At 51.1% G+C, this 21,060-nt stretch carries 16 protein-coding genes and 1 tRNA gene; 4 read left to right on the top strand and 13 right to left on the bottom strand.

The genetic code is table 11. From position 1 onward, the window contains the following. Nucleotides 1-2 precede the first annotated feature (2 nt). Nucleotides 3-311, top strand: coding sequence for a hypothetical protein (locus tag LBF86_05595; GenBank protein MDR0664978.1), 309 nt, complete (start codon nt 3-5; stop codon nt 309-311). 86 nt (nt 312-397) lie between these two features. Here LBF86_05595 and LBF86_05590 read toward each other — a convergent pair whose 3' ends face one another. The 3 genes from LBF86_05590 to LBF86_05580 all read right to left on the bottom strand — a co-directional run bounded on the left by LBF86_05590 (nt 398) and on the right by LBF86_05580 (nt 2,681). Then, nucleotides 398-1,429 (bottom strand): two-component sensor histidine kinase, encoded by a 1,032-nt coding sequence (locus LBF86_05590; protein ID MDR0664977.1) that lies wholly within the window; start codon nt 1,427-1,429, stop codon nt 398-400. Between the two features lie 48 nt (nt 1,430-1,477). Beyond that, nucleotides 1,478-1,554 (bottom strand) — tRNA-Ile (locus tag LBF86_05585). Further along, on the bottom strand, nt 1,554-2,681 hold the full coding sequence (locus LBF86_05580) for a rod shape-determining protein RodA (GenBank protein ID MDR0664976.1): 1,128 nt from the start codon (nt 2,679-2,681) through the stop codon (nt 1,554-1,556). Before LBF86_05580 ends, LBF86_05585 begins: the two co-directional genes overlap by 1 nt. A gap of 52 nt (nt 2,682-2,733) precedes the next feature. Here LBF86_05580 and bcp point away from each other — a divergent pair, with 52 nt between their 5' ends. Next, nucleotides 2,734-3,204, top strand: coding sequence for a thioredoxin-dependent thiol peroxidase (gene bcp, locus LBF86_05575; protein ID MDR0664975.1), 471 nt, complete (start codon nt 2,734-2,736; stop codon nt 3,202-3,204). Nucleotides 3,205-3,461: 257 nt separating this feature from the next. Beyond that, nucleotides 3,462-4,319 (top strand): Rpn family recombination-promoting nuclease/putative transposase, encoded by an 858-nt coding sequence (locus LBF86_05570; protein MDR0664974.1) that lies wholly within the window; start codon nt 3,462-3,464, stop codon nt 4,317-4,319. 418 nt (nt 4,320-4,737) lie between these two features. Here LBF86_05570 and LBF86_05565 read toward each other — a convergent pair whose 3' ends face one another. The 10 genes from LBF86_05565 to gap form a co-directional block, all read right to left on the bottom strand. Further along, nucleotides 4,738-5,586, bottom strand: coding sequence for an ROK family protein (locus tag LBF86_05565; protein ID MDR0664973.1), 849 nt, complete (start codon nt 5,584-5,586; stop codon nt 4,738-4,740). Continuing rightward, entirely contained in the window at nt 5,587-7,161 is a 1,575-nt protein-coding gene (locus LBF86_05560; protein MDR0664972.1) for a DUF1957 domain-containing protein, read from the bottom strand. Continuing rightward, a complete protein-coding gene (locus LBF86_05555) occupies nt 7,162-7,842 on the bottom strand; it encodes a DUF4912 domain-containing protein (GenBank protein MDR0664971.1) in 681 nt (226 codons plus the stop codon). A 19-nt stretch (nt 7,843-7,861) separates the two neighbouring features. After that, nucleotides 7,862-8,878 (bottom strand): hypothetical protein, encoded by a 1,017-nt coding sequence (locus tag LBF86_05550; GenBank protein ID MDR0664970.1) that lies wholly within the window; start codon nt 8,876-8,878, stop codon nt 7,862-7,864. Then, nucleotides 8,875-10,845 (bottom strand): DUF1926 domain-containing protein, encoded by a 1,971-nt coding sequence (locus LBF86_05545; GenBank protein ID MDR0664969.1) that lies wholly within the window; start codon nt 10,843-10,845, stop codon nt 8,875-8,877. Before LBF86_05545 ends, LBF86_05550 begins: the two co-directional genes overlap by 4 nt. After that, nucleotides 10,833-12,935, bottom strand: coding sequence for a glycoside hydrolase (locus tag LBF86_05540; protein MDR0664968.1), 2,103 nt, complete (start codon nt 12,933-12,935; stop codon nt 10,833-10,835). The genes LBF86_05545 and LBF86_05540 overlap by 13 nt, the downstream gene beginning before the upstream one ends. After that, complete coding sequence (locus LBF86_05535; protein ID MDR0664967.1) at nt 12,932-15,442, bottom strand: NTP transferase domain-containing protein; 2,511 nt, start codon at nt 15,440-15,442, stop codon at nt 12,932-12,934. Before LBF86_05535 ends, LBF86_05540 begins: the two co-directional genes overlap by 4 nt. Nucleotides 15,443-15,462: 20 nt before the next feature. Then, nucleotides 15,463-17,118 carry an alpha-glucan family phosphorylase gene (glgP, locus tag LBF86_05530; protein ID MDR0664966.1) on the bottom strand — a complete coding sequence of 552 codons (1,656 nt, stop codon included), beginning with the start codon at nt 17,116-17,118 and terminating at the stop codon, nt 15,463-15,465. Between the two features lie 24 nt (nt 17,119-17,142). After that, nucleotides 17,143-17,481 (bottom strand): hypothetical protein, encoded by a 339-nt coding sequence (locus LBF86_05525; GenBank protein ID MDR0664965.1) that lies wholly within the window; start codon nt 17,479-17,481, stop codon nt 17,143-17,145. Nucleotides 17,482-17,782: 301 nt separating this feature from the next. Continuing rightward, nucleotides 17,783-18,775 carry a type I glyceraldehyde-3-phosphate dehydrogenase gene (gap, locus tag LBF86_05520; GenBank protein MDR0664964.1) on the bottom strand — a complete coding sequence of 331 codons (993 nt, stop codon included), beginning with the start codon at nt 18,773-18,775 and terminating at the stop codon, nt 17,783-17,785. 76 nt (nt 18,776-18,851) lie between these two features. Here gap and LBF86_05515 point away from each other — a divergent pair, with 76 nt between their 5' ends. Then, nucleotides 18,852-21,047, top strand: coding sequence for a Smr/MutS family protein (locus LBF86_05515; GenBank protein MDR0664963.1), 2,196 nt, complete (start codon nt 18,852-18,854; stop codon nt 21,045-21,047). The last annotated feature ends 13 nt before the right edge of the window (nt 21,048-21,060 follow it).

Below are 21,060 nucleotides of genomic sequence, written 5' to 3'. Positions count from 1 at the left end.
GTTTGGAAGCCTCGCGCGATTGGCAAAGCCAAAAACGAGACGGCGTAATAACCGCCGTAAGAGCCGCGATCGCTAAGCTCGAAAAGCAAGGCGCGGCGATCAATTTTAGATCCGTCTCGCAGATAAGCGGCGTTTCGCGCAAAACGCTATACGCCGCAAGCGAAGCCAAAGCGCTGATCGCGTCCTGCCGAAGCGGCGGCGAAACCGATCTGTTTGCCAAAGTCGCCGAGTTGGAAGCGGAGAACAAACGACTGAAAGAGATTCTGCGCGCCGTTCGCGTCAGAATTAGATCGTTGGAGCTTGACTCCTAGCTCGCGCTAGAGGCGAAAGCTCATACCGCGCGCCGCCGTATTCGCTCGCGCGCGTTGATGATTTATCTCGCTGAACGCCTTTCGCGTCAGGCAAGAGCGTCGGCAAAACGTATCAAAAACCCTTTTTTGCCTTCTAAAAGCGCGATGGAGCCGCCGTGCGCCTCGATAATCTGGCGCGTTAGAATCAGCCCCAGCCCGTGCCCTTTGGTTTTGCTGGTGTAGAACGCCTCGAATAGCCGCGCGTTACTTTCAAACGGCTTTCCGTCGTCGATAATCTCCAATATATGAACGCCGCCCTCTTTCGCGTGGCTTACGGCGATCGCCCCGCTTTCGCCTTCGCGCTCCTCGATCGCGTCGATCGCGTTGAAGATCATATTCTGAAGCGCGAGTGCGATCAGATCAAAATCCGCGTTTATAGCTTCGTTCGGCAGGTTGAAATCAAACCCGATCGACTTTGAATACGAATAATTCGCTACGCCGCCCTCTAGCTCAGCGACCAACTCGCGCAAATTAAAACGCTTTGGGCTTAACGTAAAACCTTTGGAAAAAAGTAGCGTGGCTTTAACGATCCGCTCCACGCGCCATATTGATTTTTTGATTTCAAACACGATCGATTTAGCGCGAATATCTACCTTGTCAAAAAGCGTAGAAGCCAAAATCGCCGCCGCGCCGATGGGATTGCGTATCTCATGCGCCAAATGCGCCGCCATCTGACCCATCGCGATCAGCCTCTCGTTTCTTTTGTTTTTGGTGTTGTCCGTCGCGGTGATGATCGTTTTGCCGTTTTGCCGCGAAACCTGCAAGAGATAGAAGCGATCGCCTATTTCGATCTCCGTGTCGTTTTGATCGGCGCGGATCGCTTTAGGGTCTATGCTCGTCTCTCTCGCCTTTTCGTTATTGACGTATATTGAGCCGTCGGAGTTTAAAACCCAAAGCGCCGTCGGTTGAACCTCTACCACCTCTTTTAATAAGGCGCGCTGCTCCACAATATTTTTCTCAAATTCGTCGATCTTGCGGATTAGATCCGGCAACTGCTCTAACAGCTCCTGCGTTTCAGGACTGTATTCTCGCCGCTTGTTTTGGTTGTCGCCGTCTTCCGAAAAGCGCTTATGCGGCATATATAACTCCGCGATCTGGTTTATAACGCCTAAAAAAAATGTCGTATTTGGTGGGTTCTGCAGGATTCGAACCTGCGACCAGCCCGTTATGAGCGGGCGGCTCTAACCAACTGAGCTAAGAACCCTATTCAACTGAACGAGGGGCGGAAGTATATAAAAAATAAAATCTAAAAGCAAGCAGATTTTCTACGATAGCAAATAGAATGATAAAGTTTACAAACGAGCTTCCCCCGTGGCTAAAAAGCGGCAGAGGCACGCCCACGACGGGAGCCAGCCCCGTAGTCATAGCGATATTCACCGCCATATACAAAAATATCGTTATCGCCACGCCCGTAATCGTAACCGTCGTTAGATAATCGCCGTGCGCCTTGGCGTTCAAACTGAACAGATGAAGGACTATCATAGCGTATAACGCGATCAGCGCCAATGCGCCCATAAAACCAAAACGTTCCGAAAAGTAGGCAAAGATAAAATCGCTCGCGGCGATCGGCAAGAATCTTAGCTGCGTTTGCGTCGCCTCTTCGGGCTGTTTGCCGCTTATCCCTCCGCTTCCGATCGCGATTAGCGATTGTTGCACGTGATAGTTGTTGTCGTCGGATAGGAAATCGTTGATTCTCTTTTTTTGATAGTCATACATCATATCGTAGCCAAAAGCGTAAATAAAACCGCCGCCTAGCGCGAATACAAGCGCCAGCGTAGCCCAGATTTTACGTTGCAAACCCACCGCGATCATCACGCCGCCGCCGACAAGCGCTAACAGTAGCGCCGTGCCAAGATCGGGTTCTTTCAAAATAAGCGCGAACGGCAGAGCGATATAAAACAGAAGCTTTAAAAACGCCAGCCAGCCGTATCCGCCTTTTGGCGGCGGTCTTTCGTGGATCAGATAGGCAAGCATCAAAATAAAACAGGGCTTGAAAACTTCGGAAGGCTGGATCGTCAGTCCCAAAAACGGCAACTCCAGCCATCTTTGCGCGCCCATACGAGTAACGCCGATAATATCGACAAGCGCCAGCAGACCTATGCCAAGCCAATAGACAAACGGAATCATCCAGTAAAACCTGCGAAGCGGCAACAAGAAAACGACGACAAACAGACAAAACGCCACCGCCGTATAACCCATCTGCTTATACGCCAGATCAACGTTGATCTCTCGTATCAAAAAAAGCGACGCGGCTATAATCGGCGCGATCATCAGCATCAACGCCCAATCAAAGTGATTAAATACCCTGCGATCGAAAATGGAAAACTTCATTAGCGTTTCTATGTCAATATTTGTCGTGATTGTTACAAAAAAAGGATTATAAATGACGGCGATTGGTTCATTTGCGAGCGAGTTTAGCCTGCCCAATCAGGACGGCGTAGAGATAAGTTTGCGCGATCTCAAAGGCAAATGGGTAGTTTTATATTTTTACCCTAAAGATAACACAAGCGGTTGCACGAAAGAGGCGTGCGATTTTACGGCGAATTTGAGCGAGTTTGAAAAACTTGGCGCGTTTGTGATCGGCGTTAGCCCCGACAACGTCAAAAGCCATCAAAGTTTTGTCGCTAAACAAAACCTAGCGCATACGCTACTAAGCGACGTTGAGAAAACGGCGCTGGAAGCCTACGGCGTATGGAAGGAAAAGTCGATGTACGGGCGCAAATATATGGGCGTGGAGCGAACGACCTATCTAATCGATCCGCAAGGCAAAGTAGCTTTCATTTGGCAAAAGGTAGGCGTAACGGGACATAGCGAGGCGGTTTTAGCAAAACTGCGCGAGCTAACCGCCGCATAAAACGGCTTTACGGCTCCCGCCGCGTCTATAAAAAAGCGTTCGCGCGTAATTTAATCCGCAAAGAAGAGAATACGAGCGGCGGCGCTTTAAGAGGCGCGATCGCTCCGAAGCCGCGTATAAAGGAGACGATCTTGGAGCGTCTTGGAAGCGATCGAAATCGACCTAAAAACGGCGGCGGGGCGCCTCCCCTCTCCTTACAATCGTTAATCTCTTAGCCTCTTGTAATAAATGGGCGCGATCAAACAAAGGAACGCGCAATGAACGAAACGCGAGAGCCGTTAGCGGAGATCGCCGAGCGCATAAACCCGCTCAACGACTATGTATTTAAGCGGGTTATAGGCGAACAAGAGGATGAAAAATGGCTATTGGCGTTTGTAAACGCCGTGTTGGCAAAAACGGGCGGCGGCAATATTGTATCCCTAAACGTCGACAACGATAAAGAGATACCGCCCGAATATATAGCCGACAAAGGCAACTACCTAGACGTCCTCGCCGTAACCGATAAAGGCGATAAGATCAATATCGAGGTTCAGCTGATTAATGCCGGCGATATGGCGAAACGAAGCCTTTTCTATTGGAGCAGGCTATACGTCAAGAACTTCAGCAAGGGAAAGAGTTACGACGTTTTACAAAAAGCGATAACGATCAACATTCTAAACTATGAGTTTATAAAAGAGTTGGACGCTTTTCATACCAGTTTTCATATAAGAGAGGACGAGCATAAGGATTATGTCTTGACGGGAGAGCTTGAAATCCATTTTTTGGATATGGTAAAGTTCCGAAAGCAAAAAGCGGATATCGACAATCCGCTCCATCGCTGGCTGTTGTTCTTAGACAAGAATACAAAGCCGGAAGCGTTAAAGGAGGCGCTGGAAATGGACGCGATTATTGCGGAAGCGGAGGCGAAATTAGAGAGCCTTGCTAAAAACGAAAAGGATATGGGTCTTTACAGAATGCGCGAGAAGGGTCTGCTGGATATTATCAGCGGCATGCAAAGCGCAAAAGCGGAGGGAATAGCCGAGGTCGCTAAAAGCCTTAAAATATCGGGTCTCCTAACCATAGACCAGATCGCCGACGTATCGGGATTATCCAAAGAAGACGTTGAAAAACTCTGAAACAGACATGGCGGCGCTTAAGCAAGCTAACCGCAAACGGGCGATAGGGCGTAAATAATTGTCGTCGTCGCGCTTCGACGCTAAACGGGATAATTTTAGGCGGTTTGTAATCGCCGTCGCGAACTATTTTACTACGCGGCTAAACCGCCGAAAAATAAAGGTTTAGCTTCATTTTTCTTAACGAAAGCCGCGACTTTAGCGGGGGACGGCTAGGTTAGCCGATTAGAAAACGCCGCGACAGACGCTAGTAAAGCGCGCGAATCGTTAAAGTTATGACAAAAACCGAAAATCGGTAATTAACCGCGCGTCAAAACATAAGCGGGTCAAAAAAGTTTTAGCGGCGATAAAAGAACGGGCGCGCTCTATCCGACGCGCGCGAAAGAGCAAACGTTTAAATTCGCGTCTGTCGCGATCGGCGTTAAGAATCCAGAAACGACGCGCCGAGCAGATTGGCTTTATCGCCTAGCGACGATAGCCCGATCGCGATATTGGCGCAGGGCGCAAAGGCGCTTTTTAGCGCCTCTTTAGCGCGCAATAATACGCTTTCGTTAGCCATAACCGCGCCGCCGCCAAGCGCTATAACGCGCGGGTTAAAAAGCGCGGCGATTGTCTTAATAGCGCGATCGACTCCGCGATAAAAACGATCGACAATTTCGGAGGCTTTCGGATCTGTCGATTCGATTAAATCGCTTAGCTTTTGCTCTTTCAACCCGTAATATTCGCTCCATTTTGCCAAACCGCTTCCGCTCGCGCTTAATTCTAAACACTCCGCGCCTCCGCAACCGCATAGAAACGGAGCTTTTTCAAACGGGATATGCCCGATCTCGCCCGCGTTGTTATCCGCGCCGCGAATCAGCGCGCCGTTTTCGACATACGCTCCGCCGATACCCGTTCCGATAAATAACGCAAAAAGCGACGCTACGTTTGACCTTGCGGCGGCTTCGGCGAGCGCGACGCATTTTAGATCGTTGTCGATCGCGGCGTTTACAGAAAAGCGCCTTTTGATCCATACCGAAAAATCTTCGTCTTTTAACGCGCCAAGCTCCATATTGGGCGCGGACGCGATTTTGTTTCGTCGCGTTTGGGCGGCTATGCTAGCGCCGATAAAACCAATCGGGTATTCGGCAAGCGTTTCGGCTATCAGCGCTTCCAGCGCGGTTTTTAAATTGCCCGCGTTTGGGCGGCTATCTAGCAGGACAAACGCGCCGCGATCGTCCAGCACGCCGCGCCTTAAACGCGTGCCGCCAATATCAAAAACCAGCTTCATTTAATTCCAAACGTCAAAATGAGTATTTTGGAATATAGAATCCCTTCTTTCTAGCGCGCTTAGATACTCTTCGTCGATCGAAGCGTCGATCATGGAAAGCAGCTTATTAAAGTCGGCGATATGCGTTTTTGTGCGTTTGACGGCATATTCTACCGCCGTTCCCGCCGTGATCAAGAACGCCCAATCGCTCGCCTGCGCCAGTAGCAGTTCGCGGTTCATCTGATCTAACAATCTGCGAATAAGCGGATTAGTCTCTTCCGCGAAACGCCGCGCAAGCTCTTGCATTGTATCCGCCATATTGTGCAGATGACGATAGATCCAATCGTTTTGCGGGTTGATCCAGACGTCGAAATAGCCGTCTTTGCCCCAGCTAGAGGGGCTTGGATGAATCATCTGATTGGTTTGATGGATTTCAAGATATTCGCTCGGCGTAATCGGTTCGATCTCGCCGTGTTCCGCGATCGTCTTGAAAAGATGGTAGATAAACTCCGGTCCCTCAAACCACCAATGTCCAAATAGCTCCGCGTCGTATGGCGACACGATAATCGGCGGGCGATCCATAAACGCCGATAGATGTTCGACCTGTTTTAAGCGGTTGAAATGAAAGTTTTCAGCGTGTTCTTTTGCCTTCGCGGCGGCGTTGCGCGGCGCATAGACCTCTTTGTAATCGCCCCCGCCAGTTATGCGGTGATATTTAAGTCCCGTAAAAACGCGCGTTCCGTCGGGGCAGATATAGGGCTTGATATACTCGTAATCTAAATCGTAGCCTATATCGCGGTAAAAATCGCGGTAATCGGGATCGCCCGGATAGCCGCTTATACTACTCCACACCTGCCGCGAGCTTTCTGGATCGCGCCCGAAAGCAGCCGCGCCGCTTGGCGTAAAAACCGGAGCGTATAGACCAAATCGCGGAGTCGGGCGACCGTAAATCAGCCCGTGCGACTCTAAATAAAAAAACTCTACCCCAACTTCGGCGAGCAGTTTGTCCGCCCCTTCGTAATAGGCGCATTCGGGCAGCCAAATACCCTTTGGCTTTACGCCGAAATGTTTTTCGTGCGTTTGAACCGCCACGCGCAGCTGCACGCGCACCGCCTGTTCGTTTACGCTAAGAAGCGGAAAAAATCCGTGCGTCGCGCCGCAGGTAATAATCTCGATCATGCCCGCTTGCATAAACTTGCGATAGCCGTTTAGCGCGTTAGAACCTAAACTGTCCTTGAAAAAACGTTTTATGCTTTCTAGGCGATCGCGGTAAAAATAGGCGACCTCCTTATAAACGGGATCGTTTTCAAGTCTTTCGCACTCTTTGCGGCTTAACTCTATGAGCTTGTCCAAGTGAGAGGCGAATTTTTCGCGCAGATTGAAATCGGCTAGCATCTCGCATAACGTAGGAGTCAGCGATACCGTTAAGCGCGTTTTTATCCCCTCGTTTTGAAGCCGATCTAGATTCATCAGTAGCGGCAGATAGCTTTCGATTAGCGCCTCAAATAGCCAATGCTCTTCGAGAAAATACTCGTGTTCGGGATGCTTCACAAACGGCAGGTGCGAGTGAAGCGCCAATGCAAAATAGCCTTTCATCTATCGATCCTTCGCGTCGCCGCCGCTAAACTGCCGCCAGCTAATAGACGAGCTTTCGCCCAAAGAGCTAGAGGGCAGATTTAGCGACATATCGCCGATCCTAGCTTTGAGTTTCTCCTCTTTTACGACGATGTCTAAACTCGACAAATTGGCAAGCGCGCCTTGCGCCTCTAATTCGCTTGGGCGGGATTCGAGCTTTTGTTTAGCGCCGTTTTTGGTCATCCATATCTCCCAAGGGCTAGAGTGCATTCCGGACGAAGGAGTAGAGATACGATTAGAGATCATAAGTTCGCGTTCGCCGTTTTTGTCGGAAACGAACATTTGCGCTTCCATCTCTAACGTATTTGGCGTGTGATAGGCATAGTAGTTGCCGCTTGGCGAATGGCTATAAACGCTTTCGACCTCTTGTTTTCTATCGCCGACGATGTAATATAGCCGAATAATCAGTTGCGCGCCGTCTTCGCGGTTTACTATCTTGCGCTCTAAAAGCTCGTCGCCAATCTCCCAATAAAAATGCTGCGTTCCGGCGTTGACGGGCAGCAGAACGAGCTTGTTTTCGTAGTAGCGATCCGCGATAACTATATCCCCCGATTTCGCCTCCGGCGCGACGACGGTTATCCCCTCGCCGCTTGATACGGGAGATTGATCAAGTCTAGTTAGCGGGTTTTCATTCTCGCTCATGTTGTTCCTTTCTTGACGTTTATATAACGATCTCTTTTAAATACGATGCGCAGGTTTCCGGCGCGATTGAATTGATCGAGCAGCCGCTTGAAAGCTCGAATCCGTCGCTGGCTCTCGATCGCGGCAACAGCTCGATATGCCAATGAAAAAAACGATCGATATGATGAAAATAATCGGCTTTGCGATGGTTGCGCTTTGGCGGCTCGGTGAATAGCGCCAAATTTATATCGGGATTTTCCATAGCGATCCCTAACCGTTTCGCGCACCATTCCAGCGTTTCGCCTAGATCGTTTAGCGCGTCTTTGGTTAGCTGCGTGAAGGCGCTGTTATGCACGATCGGCGCGATCCACGTTTCAAACTCATAGCGCGCCGCGAACGGCGCGAAAGCGATAAAGTAACGGCTGCGAACCAAAACGCGCGATTTCTCGTTCTCCTCGCCGGCGATCTGATCGCACAACAGGCATCGCCCGACGCGGTTGTAATGCTCTCTGGAGGTTTCGATCTGCTTGGCGAGCTTAGGCGCTATAAACGGAAGCGCGACAATCTGAGAATGACTATGCCTTATGAAGTTGCCCGCTCTTATCCCCTGATTTTTAAACGCCGTTACCGACCCGATTCGCTGATCTTGGTAAAGCGCGCTAAAGCGATCGCGGAAGGTGAGCATAAGATCTCTAAACTCTTCGGCGCTAAAAAGACAGAGATGTTTGTTGGGCTTTTGCTGATCGACAATCATTTCGTGCGCGCCAAAACCGCCGATCGAGGAGTAAACGCCATTCATAGACAAAACGGGCGGGGTCTCTAGCGCTAATAGAGGAAATTTGTTTGGAAAAACCCGCGTTCTCCAGCTCGCGGCAATCGACGGATTTTCTCGGATCGCGTAGATTTCGTTAGGCGTTTTGTTTTCCGATCCCGTCATAAACGGATCGTTTATCTGCGTTTGCGGCGGCGGCTCGGATTTGTTTAGCGGTTTTCGCACGCGGTTAGGCGCGATAACTACCCACTCGTCGTAAAGCGGCTGATGGCGAAATTCGTTCATATATTTTCCTTAATTTTCAATGTCGCGTCAATCGCCGCGCCGACTTCGATCTCGCCAAAATCAAGCGCGATCGCGATCCCTTGACAGGTCAAATCCACGCCGCTCTCGCTCTGGCTAACCGTGTATAGCGGATGCGCCAAAGCTATGAAATCGCGATTGGACGCAAGCGCGATCGTTATATTTAGATAGGGATCGTAAAGCTCCAACCTATTCGCCGCCGCAAAAGCGATCGACCTATCCGCGCGTTCGCCGCCGATCGTTACGCGCGATAGATCGGCAAAATGAAAGTTATGCTCTTGGGCGTAGCGGGCGTTTTGCTTAATTTTGGTTGAAACGGTTATCGCTTCGTCTCTAACGGTAATCGTTTTATCGACGCGATCGCTTGAAAAAAATACCTCGTTTTGCGCGCCTTTAACGCTATATATCGCGTTGGCTAGCGTTTCGGTTTCTATGAAATTTTGCGAAAAGAAGCCGTCTAAATTAAACTCGCCCTCGATTATATGGTCGATAAAACCGGCGCGAACATAGCGATCGACGACAAGATGTTTTAGCGCCTCCTCGTCCGCGCTTAGCGTCTGCGCGTCGTGAATGGTTTTAGCGCCGCTTTGCCCCTCTTTTTGGCTCTTGTCCGCCTTGATTTTGCCGTGATAGGCTTCAAAGCGGCGCGTAAGCGTGTCGAGCAGGTTAAAATTAGCCGATCTAATATGCAGCCCGATTAGCGCCGCGCCCTTTGTCTGAAAGTCGACGATCAGCGAATCGGTTACGATCTTGGTTTCGAGATAACCGTCTAAGTTCCAATCCTCGTAGTAAAAACCGTTTTTGGGCTTCAGCGCGTTTTCCGCGGCGATTATATAGCGCCAAGCGGTATCTCTTAAATTAGGCAGATACAAACCGCCGAATATACCGTGCCACAGGCAGTCGTTGCATTGCGCTTTGAGAAGCGCCTCTTGAAACTCCTCGTCGTTTCGCGGGTTTTTCGCGGAAAGCGCAAGCGTTCGGCGGTGGATTCTAGCGCTCTCCTCGTATTTGACGAGAAAGTTTTTCCATGTCGCGCCGCGTATAAAACGGCGATCTTCTTCGCCTAGCCGGTTTTTTATCTCCTCCAAACGGATAGCCTCTCGCGGGTTAAGACTCCACTCGCCCATCTCCGCGTATGAAACTTCGGGCAGGTAAACCAATCCTAGCGGCGCGACGCGCGCTTTATACTCCCCGTAACGCTCGGTCTTGATCGTTTCGCATTCCAAAACGGCTTTAACGAAACTTTCCAGCCACCCTTTTTCATAGACCCACTCGTGCGTGCCGGGCCACGAACCAAATTTCTCCCCGTCGTCAAACAAAATCGCCGCGCCGCCGATTTTGGCGATATTTTCAACGACGACATGATGTTCCCAAAACGGCGCCTGATAGCGAAGCGCCTGACTAATGGGAAAAACTCCGAGCGTTTCGCCCCCGCTTTCCGTCTTATACCAGCCGTTTAACCTATCATTGGAAGCGCCCGCGCACAGCAGATGATAGTCGTCCACAATCGCGTATTCAATACCGCGTTTTGTTAGATCGCCTACGATGGAAACGTCCCACACTCGCTCGGTAAGCCATAGCCCCCTTGGTCGTTGAAAAAAGTTTTTTTCAATAAAATCGCTTAGCTTATCGATCTGCGAGATACGATCGCAAGAGGGGATCGACGCCAAAATCGGCTCGTAATAACCGCCGCCAAACCACTCTATCTGTCCGCGCTCGCTCATCGATCGCATAAGGTTAAAAAGCTCTTTATCGCGTTTTTGGATAAACTCCAAAAGCCAGCCGCTAAAATGCGCGTTAAACTTAAAGTCGGGGTATTTATTCAGCGTTTTGAAAAACGGGGCGTATGACTTATCGATCGCCTCCAGCACGACATGATCAAAATTATCGACGGGCTGGTGGGAGTGAACGCCAAGCAGCAATGCGGTTTTGCTCGTCATATATACCATTCCGCGTCGAGATCGGGCATGCCAAGCGTAAGCGTGTTGTATAACGGAATGCGCTGAATAAGCGTGTCCTGCTTGTATAGCAAAAACGCGATCTCCAAGCGATCGTCTTGCCTTGTTAGCGGCGCGTATAGCGCGATTTCCAGATTAGAACCGAACGCCGCTTTGATTCCCTCGCTCTGATAAGGTCCGCGTAGAATCTCGCCGCTTAAACGCAAACGGCGGTTATAGATAAACGCGCCCTGCGTTTCGATCGCAAGCTCGTATCCGCCCGTTTTTATAGGTTCTAGGTTGCCTTTTAACGAAAAGTAGTAAAACTTCCCGTCCGTCCCGTATTGCAAGGTCTTAAACGGCGCGGCGGAGCTGTCCATAGCGGAAAAAACTCGACTTAGATCCAGACTGCCCGCCCCGATCCACTCGTAGTAGCTACTCTTGCGCCCGTCGATCGAGGGGAAGATCGGCGCGCTTTGCGCAATCTGATCGACCGCTTCTCTAACGCGCTTAATAGGCTCGCTTAGAGCAGGATGGGGTTTCTGCCCCAAAAGCCTGTAAACCTGAACAAGATGGCTTCTAAAAATTTCGTCAAATTGGCTGGCGAGCGGCGTATAGTGATCGTCGCCATACCACCAAAACCAGTCCGATCCTTCGGCGATCATAAGCTCTTTTATCGCCAGCGCTTTGGTTTTTTCGTCGAGATCGTCAAGATACGGCTTCGCCGCTTCGCGCGTTTGCGCCAACAACTCCCAAGCGCGATTTTTTTCGCTATGCCCCATCCACGTGCTAAACGATCCGTAAATCCAACTGCCCGGCTGCAACGCCTGCAACTCGATCTTTGGCGCGGCGTCTAGCCGAAAAGCTTCCGGAATCGTTACCGTTTGGCACCAATCGGCGACGCTAATGCGTTCGTAAAGCGCGTTAAAAAAATCAAAGGCGTTGTTCTCGTAGAACTCCCAAGCGTTTTCTCCGTCTAAAAATATCGGCACGATCGCGTCGAAATCCACGAGATCGTATATGCCCTTTAATTTGGACATAAAATCGTCCGCAGCCGCCTGCGCGTCCATGCTGGAGTAGTTAAATCCGATCAGATCGCTTAAAGCCTTGTCGCGAAAGAGTAACCCTATCTCGCCGTTTTCGGTTTTCAGAAAGTAGCGCTTGTATAGATCGACGCGGTAGTGCGGGTTAGGCAGGCTTTTGAACAGCACGTCCTCGTCGGTGCAGGCAAATTTAACGCCGTGCTTGGCTAAAAGATTCAACGCCTCGACGCTTACCGATCCCTCGGCAGGCCAAAAGCCCTGCGGTTTCGCGCCGAAATTTGCCTCGTACCACTCGATAGCGCTTTGCACGTGAAGCTCCGCGTCGTCGCTAAAATCGCTCCATTTATTCGGCGCGGCGATATTTGCGTCGCTGGCTTTCGCGGAGTTCATATCTAGCAAAAGCGGCAGTATCGGGTGGTAAAACGGCGTGGTGAAAACGGCGATCTTACCTTGCTCTTGCATAGTTTTATACGCCCGTAAAATCTCGCCGCAATAGGTAATCAACGTCTCTAACAGCTCGGTCTTTTCAAGCTGACTAAAGCCTGAGCCTTTGGCTATCAAACTTTTAACGAGCGCGTTTGTCCGCCTTAGCTGATTGCCGCACCAGCTTAGCAAAAAGACGACGGAGAGATCGGTTAGCTCGTCGTCGTCGAAGTGGCGGATCGACTCGTTAGGCGAGTGAAAACGAGCGCGTTTTTGGTGCAGTTCGCTAAATCTCCAAAGGGGGGCGATCATCGTGCGCGGATTGGCGAAAAAGCCTTTCTCCAACAGATCGGCTCTCTCGTCTTCGTTAAGCTCGCGAGCCTCTTTAGCAAATAACGCTAAAAACCTATCGTCTTGCCACCCGTTTTTCACATACGCCTCAAGCTGCGTCATAAGCGACGGCACGAGATTATACGTGGCGTGGATATCCGGATAACGGCTCTGTATCCAAGGCAGTTCGGCGTAGTCTTTGATCGCGTGCAAAAACACCCAAGGCATTAGAAAGTCCCCGCTTCGCTCGTCGCGATACCACGGTTGGTGCATATGCCACAAAAAGGCGGGGCAAATTTTCTTCACGACTGCTCGCCCTGTTTCCATTTCGAGATTTTCGCGGCGTATTCGTTAAGCGTTCTGTTGCCCGAATCCTCGTTTTTAGCTTGGATATACAGATGGATCGCCTCCTCGTATTGATCGGGAATCATAACGATAAACCCGTCTTCGTTTATTATCTTCACGCCGTCGGCGAAACTGACCTCTTTGCCCATCGCCTCCTCGCTGAATTTGCGCATCATCGTCCCCTTGAGCGAAATGTCGCACGGTATCTGCTGATGCGCGAAGTGGTATCTGCCGTTTTGCACGACAAGGTTGCTTAACGTTTCGTTCGTTTTCGCCAACAGCTCTACGATCTTCGCGCTGGAATACATCGCGTCAAAGCTAAGCCCAAATCTTGTGAAGGCGTACTCGCAGTCGAGCGTCGCGATTACGTCGTAGCCGCGTAGCGTATCGGAGTTGAGGTTATGCATCTTGCCGCGCGTAATCGCCAAATTGGTCAGTTTGCCATCTAGCACGTCGGGCGCGAATACGGGCAGATATATTTTGATCTTTTCCTCCGGTTTTCCTACGGCGTTAAGCAGCTGAAGTAAAACGAGCAACGCCTCGTGCCCTTCCAAAATTTTACCTTCGTCGGTAAAAATCTCAAGCCGTTGCCCGTGCGGATAGATCAAAAATCCCGCCGTCAATTTTAGACTTTTAACGATCTGCGAGATATTAAAACGCGCGCTATCGACATAGGACGAGAGGCGCGAGAGCTTGCGATCGTCGAAATAGGCGTCGAGCATTATATTTTCAAGACCAAGATTGTTAAGCGCGGCGGGATACACCATCGAAGTGTTGCCAAAGAGCAGATCGACGGCGATCTTCGGTTTCGCCGCGCCGAGCGCTTCCGTGTCGATCGTTTCGGCAAACGCCGCTAGATATTCGCCGTTCATCGCCTGCGCCTCGTAGATATTGCCTAGCTCGTCGTTGCCCACTCTGCGGAAGTTTTCCCTGAAAAAAATCCGTTCCACGTTCTTTTCCGCGTTGGTGTTTATCGGCAGACCCAACTCGTCGTAAAAGAGTATCTCCGTTTTCTGCCCGTAATTTTCAGACTGCCTGAAATGCACGCCCGCGATAATCTCTTGGTGCTTGCTAAGGCTGTGGCGCAAAACGGCGGAAGGGACAAAATGCGGATTAAGTATATTTACGCCCGCGCTCATCATGCCGGACATAAACGCGCGTTTTAACATTCTCGACGCGCGGTGATAGTCGCGGCTGATATAGACGCGCGAATGCACGGGCAACGTGCTTGCAAACGCGCTGGCGAGCTTCGTAGCCGTTTCGCAACTAAGCTCGACGTTGGTGTATCCTTTGACCTGACCGCCCTCGAACAGCGCCTTTTTGTATTTGTCGCCCCACGCGATGTTGTTTGAGATGATCGCGCCGTTTTCCACCTCTTTTTTTGGCCAGATGATCACGTCTTTTTCTATATGGACGTTAGAGCCGATCTCGCACTCTTCGGCTATGATCGCGCCGTAGTTCGCCGTCGTTTTGTCGCCGATTATTACGTCGTTACAGAACACGGAGTTTTTAAGGCGACACCCCTCGCCGATTTTTACGTTGTTCCAAAGCGTGCAGTTTTCAAGCAACGTTTTGGCGCCTATAACGCAATTATCTCCGATGATCGCGTTGCGTATAACGGCGTCTTTGGCGATCCCGACGTTATCGCCGATCGCCGCCATGCCCTCCACGCTTACGCCTTTTGGCAGCTCCGTTCCCTCGCCGACAAACGCCACGCCGTCGCCGACTTTAATCCGTTTGCCCGCGATCGGAATAGATACGCGCTTGTTTAGAATATCCTCCATAGCCTCGCGGTAACTTAGCGGATTGCCCACGTCGCGCCAATACCCTTGCGCGTCGTAGCCCCAGAGCGCTATGCCCTCGTTCATCAGTTTTGGAAATAGGTCTTTAGAAAAATCGTAGTTGGTATTTTCGGGAATATAGGACAAAATCTCCGGTTCTAGCACATAGATCCCCGTGTTGATCGTGTCGCTAAACAATTCGCCCCAACCCGGTTTTTCTAAAAACCGCTTAATCTGCCCTTTTTTATCCGCGATCACCACGCCAAACTGCAACGGATCGGCGACGCTGGTAAGCGTGATCGTCAGCTTTGAGCGATTACTCTCGTGAAAAGCGACGATCTTCTTGAAATCAAAGTCCGTTACCAGATCGCCGCTGGCGATAATAAACGGTTCGCCCAGCAACAGCGCTTCGGCTTTTTTAACCGCGCCCGCCGTGCCGTAATCGTCGTCGGGCAGAATGTAATCTATTTTTATGCCTAGTTTGCTTCCGTCGCCGAAATAGCCTTTGATTATTTCAGGCTTAAAATAGAGCAGCACGACAAACTCCCGTATGCCTATGTCGCGAAGCTGCGTAATAATATATTCCATCATCGGACGATTGGCGACCGGAAGCGTCGGTTTAGGTCTTGAATTTGTTAGCGGCGCGATTCTCGTTCCGAATCCTCCCGCCATTACAACCGCTTTCATGGCTACTCCTTATAGTTATCTCACGTTTCAAGCTCGCGACCGTAGAGCTTGTTGTAATACTCGTTCGCCATTCGTCCGGAGTCAAACGCCGGAATAATGTCGCCGATACATGTTCGGATCATTCTTATCCACTCTTCGGGATGATCGTAATAGAGCGGAATAATCTCGTCTTCGATCATATCCATCAGATTTTTGTTGTCGATATAGTCCTGCTCCTCCGTCGGCAGTTTCGGATCGACGGGCGGAAGAGAAAAGCTGTTGCGCCTATGAACGGAAAATTCGGGGTGCCAGCCGTCGGGAATAGACAGGTGCAAACTACCGTTCATGCTAGCCGTCATACCGCTCGTTCCGCTCGCCTCGCGAGTGATGCGCGGCGTGTTAAGCCATATATCGCTCCCCTGTTTTAACCGACGCGAGAGATTAAGCTCGTAGCCGACCAAAATAGCGCAACGTTTATACTCTTTACTGAGATAGACAATCTCGTTGAAAAGGTTGATAGAGTTGCTATCCGCGGGGTGCGGTTTGCCCGCCCAGATAATCTGCACCGGTTTTTCGTCGCGGGAGACCAGATACCTAAAACGCTCGATGTTATGCGCGATCAATCTAGCGCGCTTATACTCCACAAAACGACGCGCCCAAACAATCGTCAGGACGTTCGGGTCGAATAGTTTGCCCGTTTGATCCGCCACCTCGTCAAAAAGAAGTCTTTTGAGGTGTTTTTTGCGCGCTATGATCTGATAATCCTCGCTCTCCTCGTATGCCCTTAACAGCGTTTTATCCGCCCAAAAGCGGCGGTTTTGCGCGTTCGTGATCGCGATGATCGGATTATCCTGCGAGATGTGTTCCTTCCACATATCGTTTGAAACGTCGGCGTGAATTTTGGAAACCGCGTTGGTCGTTTTCGCCATGTGCAACGCGCCGACGGTAAGGCTGAAACGTTTTTTTGGCTGCTTTGTGATCTGCTGCGCCTCCTCCTTGCTTATTTCGCCAAAGAATCCCATGCGTTCGAGCAGATCGACGTCGTGCTCCTCGTTGCCCGCTTTTTCGGGAGTATGCGTCGTAAAGACGACGCGTTTATTAACTTTGGCTATATCGCGGTCAAATTTGTTATACAGATAGAAGGTCATCGGCAGAGCGTGTCCTTCGTTCATGTGATAGATATGCGGAATCTCGCCCGCCGCCTCCAATATCTTCGCGCCTCCCAAGCCAAGCACGATCTCCTGCGCGATTCTCGTCTCCTCGCCCGCGTCGTAGAGCTTATGCGTGATCGTGCGGGCGAGAAAGTCGTTTTCGGGAATATCGGTGCTAAGCAAAAAGATAGGCGCGGAGTTAAACACTTCGGCTTTCAACAGATAGGCTTTTACGAGGATTGGCGCTTTATTGACGACGATCTGCGCCACAATGCCCGTATCCTCTAAAAAGGAGTAGTGCTTGCGTCTAAAATGCACCTCCATACTGCGATCTTCGCGTCGTTGCTGATCGTAGTAGCCGTAGCTCCATAAAATTCCGACGCCAATCACATTTTGCTTGAGATCATACACGCTTCGCATATGACTTCCAGCTAAAAAGCCAAGCCCGCCGGAGTATATTTTTAGAGCCTGATGTATCGCAAACTCCATTGAGAAGTAGGCGACCTTAGTTTTGTATTTTTCGTCGATGGCGTATGGAAACAACATCTATTTTATGCCTTAGCGTTTAATTTAGCCGATTTTTCTAGCGAGATCAGCCTCTATATTCTCTAGATCGCCAACTAACGATCCTAGCGCGTCGCCGAGTCTGGCGGTTTCAAACAAAACGTAGCCGTGTTTTACGCCGGCGGTCTTGCTTGATTTAACAAAGCTCTTCAACCCGTTTTCGCTGAAACCTTGCGAGAGAAAGTGTCCTACGCCGTCTTCGACGATCGACAGTTTCGTCGTTTTGCTTCCGTCTTTTTTGACGGAATACTCCACTACCGCCGCGCGCTGCGCGCCGTCGTCTAGCAGCGATTCTATCGCTTGCAACACGCTTGCCTTTACCTTTGGATCCAACTTGTTGGACATAACGCACTCCTTCTGAAAGTTTTGGTATAGATAGATTATAGCCCATAAATCGTTTGAACAAGGTAAAAACGCAATTTTTACGCGAAAATTTACGTTGCTGGCAATCGGAATTTTCAATTTATGCGCGCGCTTGTTTTTTTGAGTATCGAAATACGCAAACTCGCTTACGTTAAGAACGGCGGCGCGCCGAGCATATTTAAGGACGAACGCTCGCCTAGTCAAACAAGAGGTTTACGGATTAAAATCGCCGAAAACTACGCGCGGAGCGGGAGAGTAAAACTCCCCCGAACCTTAAAAACGTTTAGCGCGTTCCGATATAAGAGACCATATCGACAAGGCGATTGGTGTAGCCCCATTCGTTGTCGTACCACGCCAACACTTTGGCGAATTTATCCCCTATTACCTGCGTGGTGTCCGTAACAAAGACGGCGCTCGCGGGGCAGGTGATGAAATCGCTGGAAACGCACTTATCCTCGTCGATGACGATCAGGTCTTTGAACTCGCCTTTTGCCGCCTCTCGCACCGCGTCGTTAAGCGATTCTTTTGTAACGCTTTTGGTCAGATTGATCGTCAGATCGACTACGGACACGTCCGGCGTGGGAACGCGGATCGAAAAGCCGTTGAGCTTGCCTTTGAGTTCCGGCAACACCAACCCCACCGCTTTAGCCGCTCCGGTGGTCGTCGGAATGATATTAAGCGCGGCGGCGCGGGCGCGGCGGCGATCGGAGGGGTGTTTAACGTCGAGGATATTCTGATCGTTGGTGTAGCTATGCACCGTCGTCATCAAACCGCTCTCGATGCCGAACGCCTTATGAATCACCTTTGCCACGGGAGCGAGACAATTGGTCGTGCAGCTCGCGTTGGAAATAACGCTTTCGCCCTTGTATTGCGCGTGATTAACGCCGATCACATAGGTTGGCGTGTCGTCTTTCGCCGGTCCGCTCATCACGACTTTTTTGATATTGTTGCGCAGGTGCGCCGACGCCTTCTCTTTTGTGAGGAACTTTCCCGTGCTTTCGATCAAAACCGTAGCTTCGCCGAAATCGAGTTCGCTAGGATCGCGAGAAGAGTTGATCTTTACCGTGTTTTTACCGATCTTGATCGTCTTGTCGTCGATTAGCTTCACGTCGTTAAAGCGCCCGTGAACGCTGTCGTATTTCAGCAGATACTCGATCATATCCGGCGCGCCCGTCGCGTTGATAGCTACAAGCTCCAAGTCGTTTCGCTCGGCGATCGCCTTTGCTGCGAGCATTCCGATTCGCCCAAATCCGTTAATTGCAACCTTTACAGCCATAGTAAATCCTTTCCTGAATAATCGCGCCTATATCCTACTCCGCGATCGCTTTATGTTTGATTGATCGGGCGCTAATATGCCGTCGATGCAACGGCTAATACGACAACTTGATCTAAGCGAGCATTTTGCGGCGCTGTCCGCGTTTTTCGCCCGCGAGAAGTCTTTCGCGATCGAAGGCGACGAGGGGCAAAACGCGATCTTTCTGCGCGAGTTAAGCGAGCTGGAGATTCCCGCTTTGCCGCGCGTTCAAAACCTTGACGACGCGATCGGCAGGCTGGCTAAACGCGGGATCGCCAAACTGGACGAAATATACGATTTTGTCCGTATCGCTCGTTTTTTCGAGGCGCTAAAACTTAGAGAGTATCGGGGCAAAATCGGCGAGTTTATCGCCGCGATCGAGATCGAAAAGCCGCTGAAAAATCTAACGGCGGCGTTTGATTACGACGGCGAAATCATCGCCGACGCGGAGCTTACGCGCCTAAAAACCGCGATCGAGGGAAAAAGAAAAGAGCTAGAGCGCCTAATCGCCCGCTTAGCGAGCGACGCGAAACTAGCGGATTATCTTGTCGATCGTCAGGTTCATATCGCGAGAGGCGAAGAGACGCTGCTGCTTCGCGGCGGGTTTAACCGCGCGCTAACGGGGCGCGTCGTCGATCGCACCCAAGCGGGATTTTTCTACGTTTTGCCAAGAGCCGCGAGCGACGTCAAACGCTCGATCGAGGACTTAGAAAACGACAGGCTAAACGCTATCGCCGCGATCGAGCGCGAGTATTCCGCGTCGCTGTTTGAGCGGGTAAAACATTTGCGTTTTATCAACGCGGCGTTTGATCGCCTCGACGCGCTGACGGCGCGGGTTAATTTCGCCAAAGCGCGAGATTTGTCTATCGTCCGCTCAAGCGGCGTTAAGCGAATCGTATTGTCAAACTTTTGCCACCCCGCGCTTAAACGCCCAAAGCCGATCTCCGTAGATTTTTCCAAGCCGATCGCCGTCGTAACGGGCGTAAACGCGGGCGGCAAAACCATGCTGCTTAAATCCGCGCTAAGCGCCGCGTTGATGGCAAGAGAGCTAATACCGATGAAAATCGACGAGCATAAAAGCCTTATCGGGCGTTTTAAGGGGATAGAGGCGATCTTGAGCGATCCGCAAAACGTTAAAAACGACATATCCACCTTTGCGGGGCGAATGGCGCAGTTTGCGCCGCTGTTTGGCAAAGAAAATCTGCTGATCGGCGTCGACGAGATAGAGCTTGGCACGGACGGCGACGAGGCGGCAAGCCTGTTTAAGATCATATTGGAGCGCTTAAGCGAACGCGGTTCGTTGATTATCGCCGTTACGCACCACAAACGGCTTGCCGCTTTAACCGCCAAAGACGACCGCGTCGAGCTGATCGCCGCGCTTTACGACGAAAAAGGGCAAAAGCCGATTTTCGATTTTATGCTAGGAACAATCGGGCGCAGCTACGCCTTTGAAACGGCGTTGCGCTACGGCGTGCCGCGAACGATCGTGAGCGCCGCCGAGCGCGAATACGGCGAGGATCGCGAGCGGCTAAACGATCTGATCGAGCGCTCAAGCGAGCTAGAGCGCCAAACGCGATTAAAGATCGCCGAGTTAAACGGCGAGCAAGCGGAGCTAGAGCGTCGAAAAAACGCGCTGATCGCCGAGCGCGAGGCGCAAAAGACCGAATACGAGCGTCTGCGCGGCGAGTTAGAGCGCGAATACCGAGCCGCGATCGACGCGGCGAAACTCGCGGCGCGCGCCGCAAACGAAGCCGATCGCGCTCGCGCCCTAAACGCCGCGAACGCGCTAAAAACGGCGATAGCAAAACCGCCCGTTAAAACGGAAACGCAAACTTTCAAGGTTGGAGATAGCGTTAAATATATAGGCATGATCGGCGCCATCGCGTCGATCAAAGACGATCGCGCCGTCGTAGAGAGCGACGGCGCGCGCATATACGCCGCTTTAAGCGATCTAAAACGCGCGCCCTTCGTTCCCGCCGTCAAGACAAAAGTCGTCGTGGAAAAACCGCGAACGGCGAGTTTCAGGCTCGATCTGCACGGGCTTCGCGCGCAAGAGGCGCTTGAAAAGCTGGACAAATTTATATCCGACGCGCTGCTCGCCGGTTTCGACGAAGCTATCGTTATACACGGAATCGGAAGCGGCAAACTCGCGCGCGCCGTGCGCGAAGCGCTCAAGGTTCATCCTAGCGTGAAAAATTTCGCGGACGCGAACGCTAATATGGGCGGCGCTGGAGCGACAATCGTTAAATTATGACTAGCTTGCGCCG

Source organism: Helicobacteraceae bacterium, from assembly GCA_031258155.1.
Lineage (GTDB): Bacteria > Campylobacterota > Campylobacteria > Campylobacterales > SZUA-545 > JAIRNH01.
This window is presented reverse-complemented; position numbering and strand designations above follow the sequence as displayed.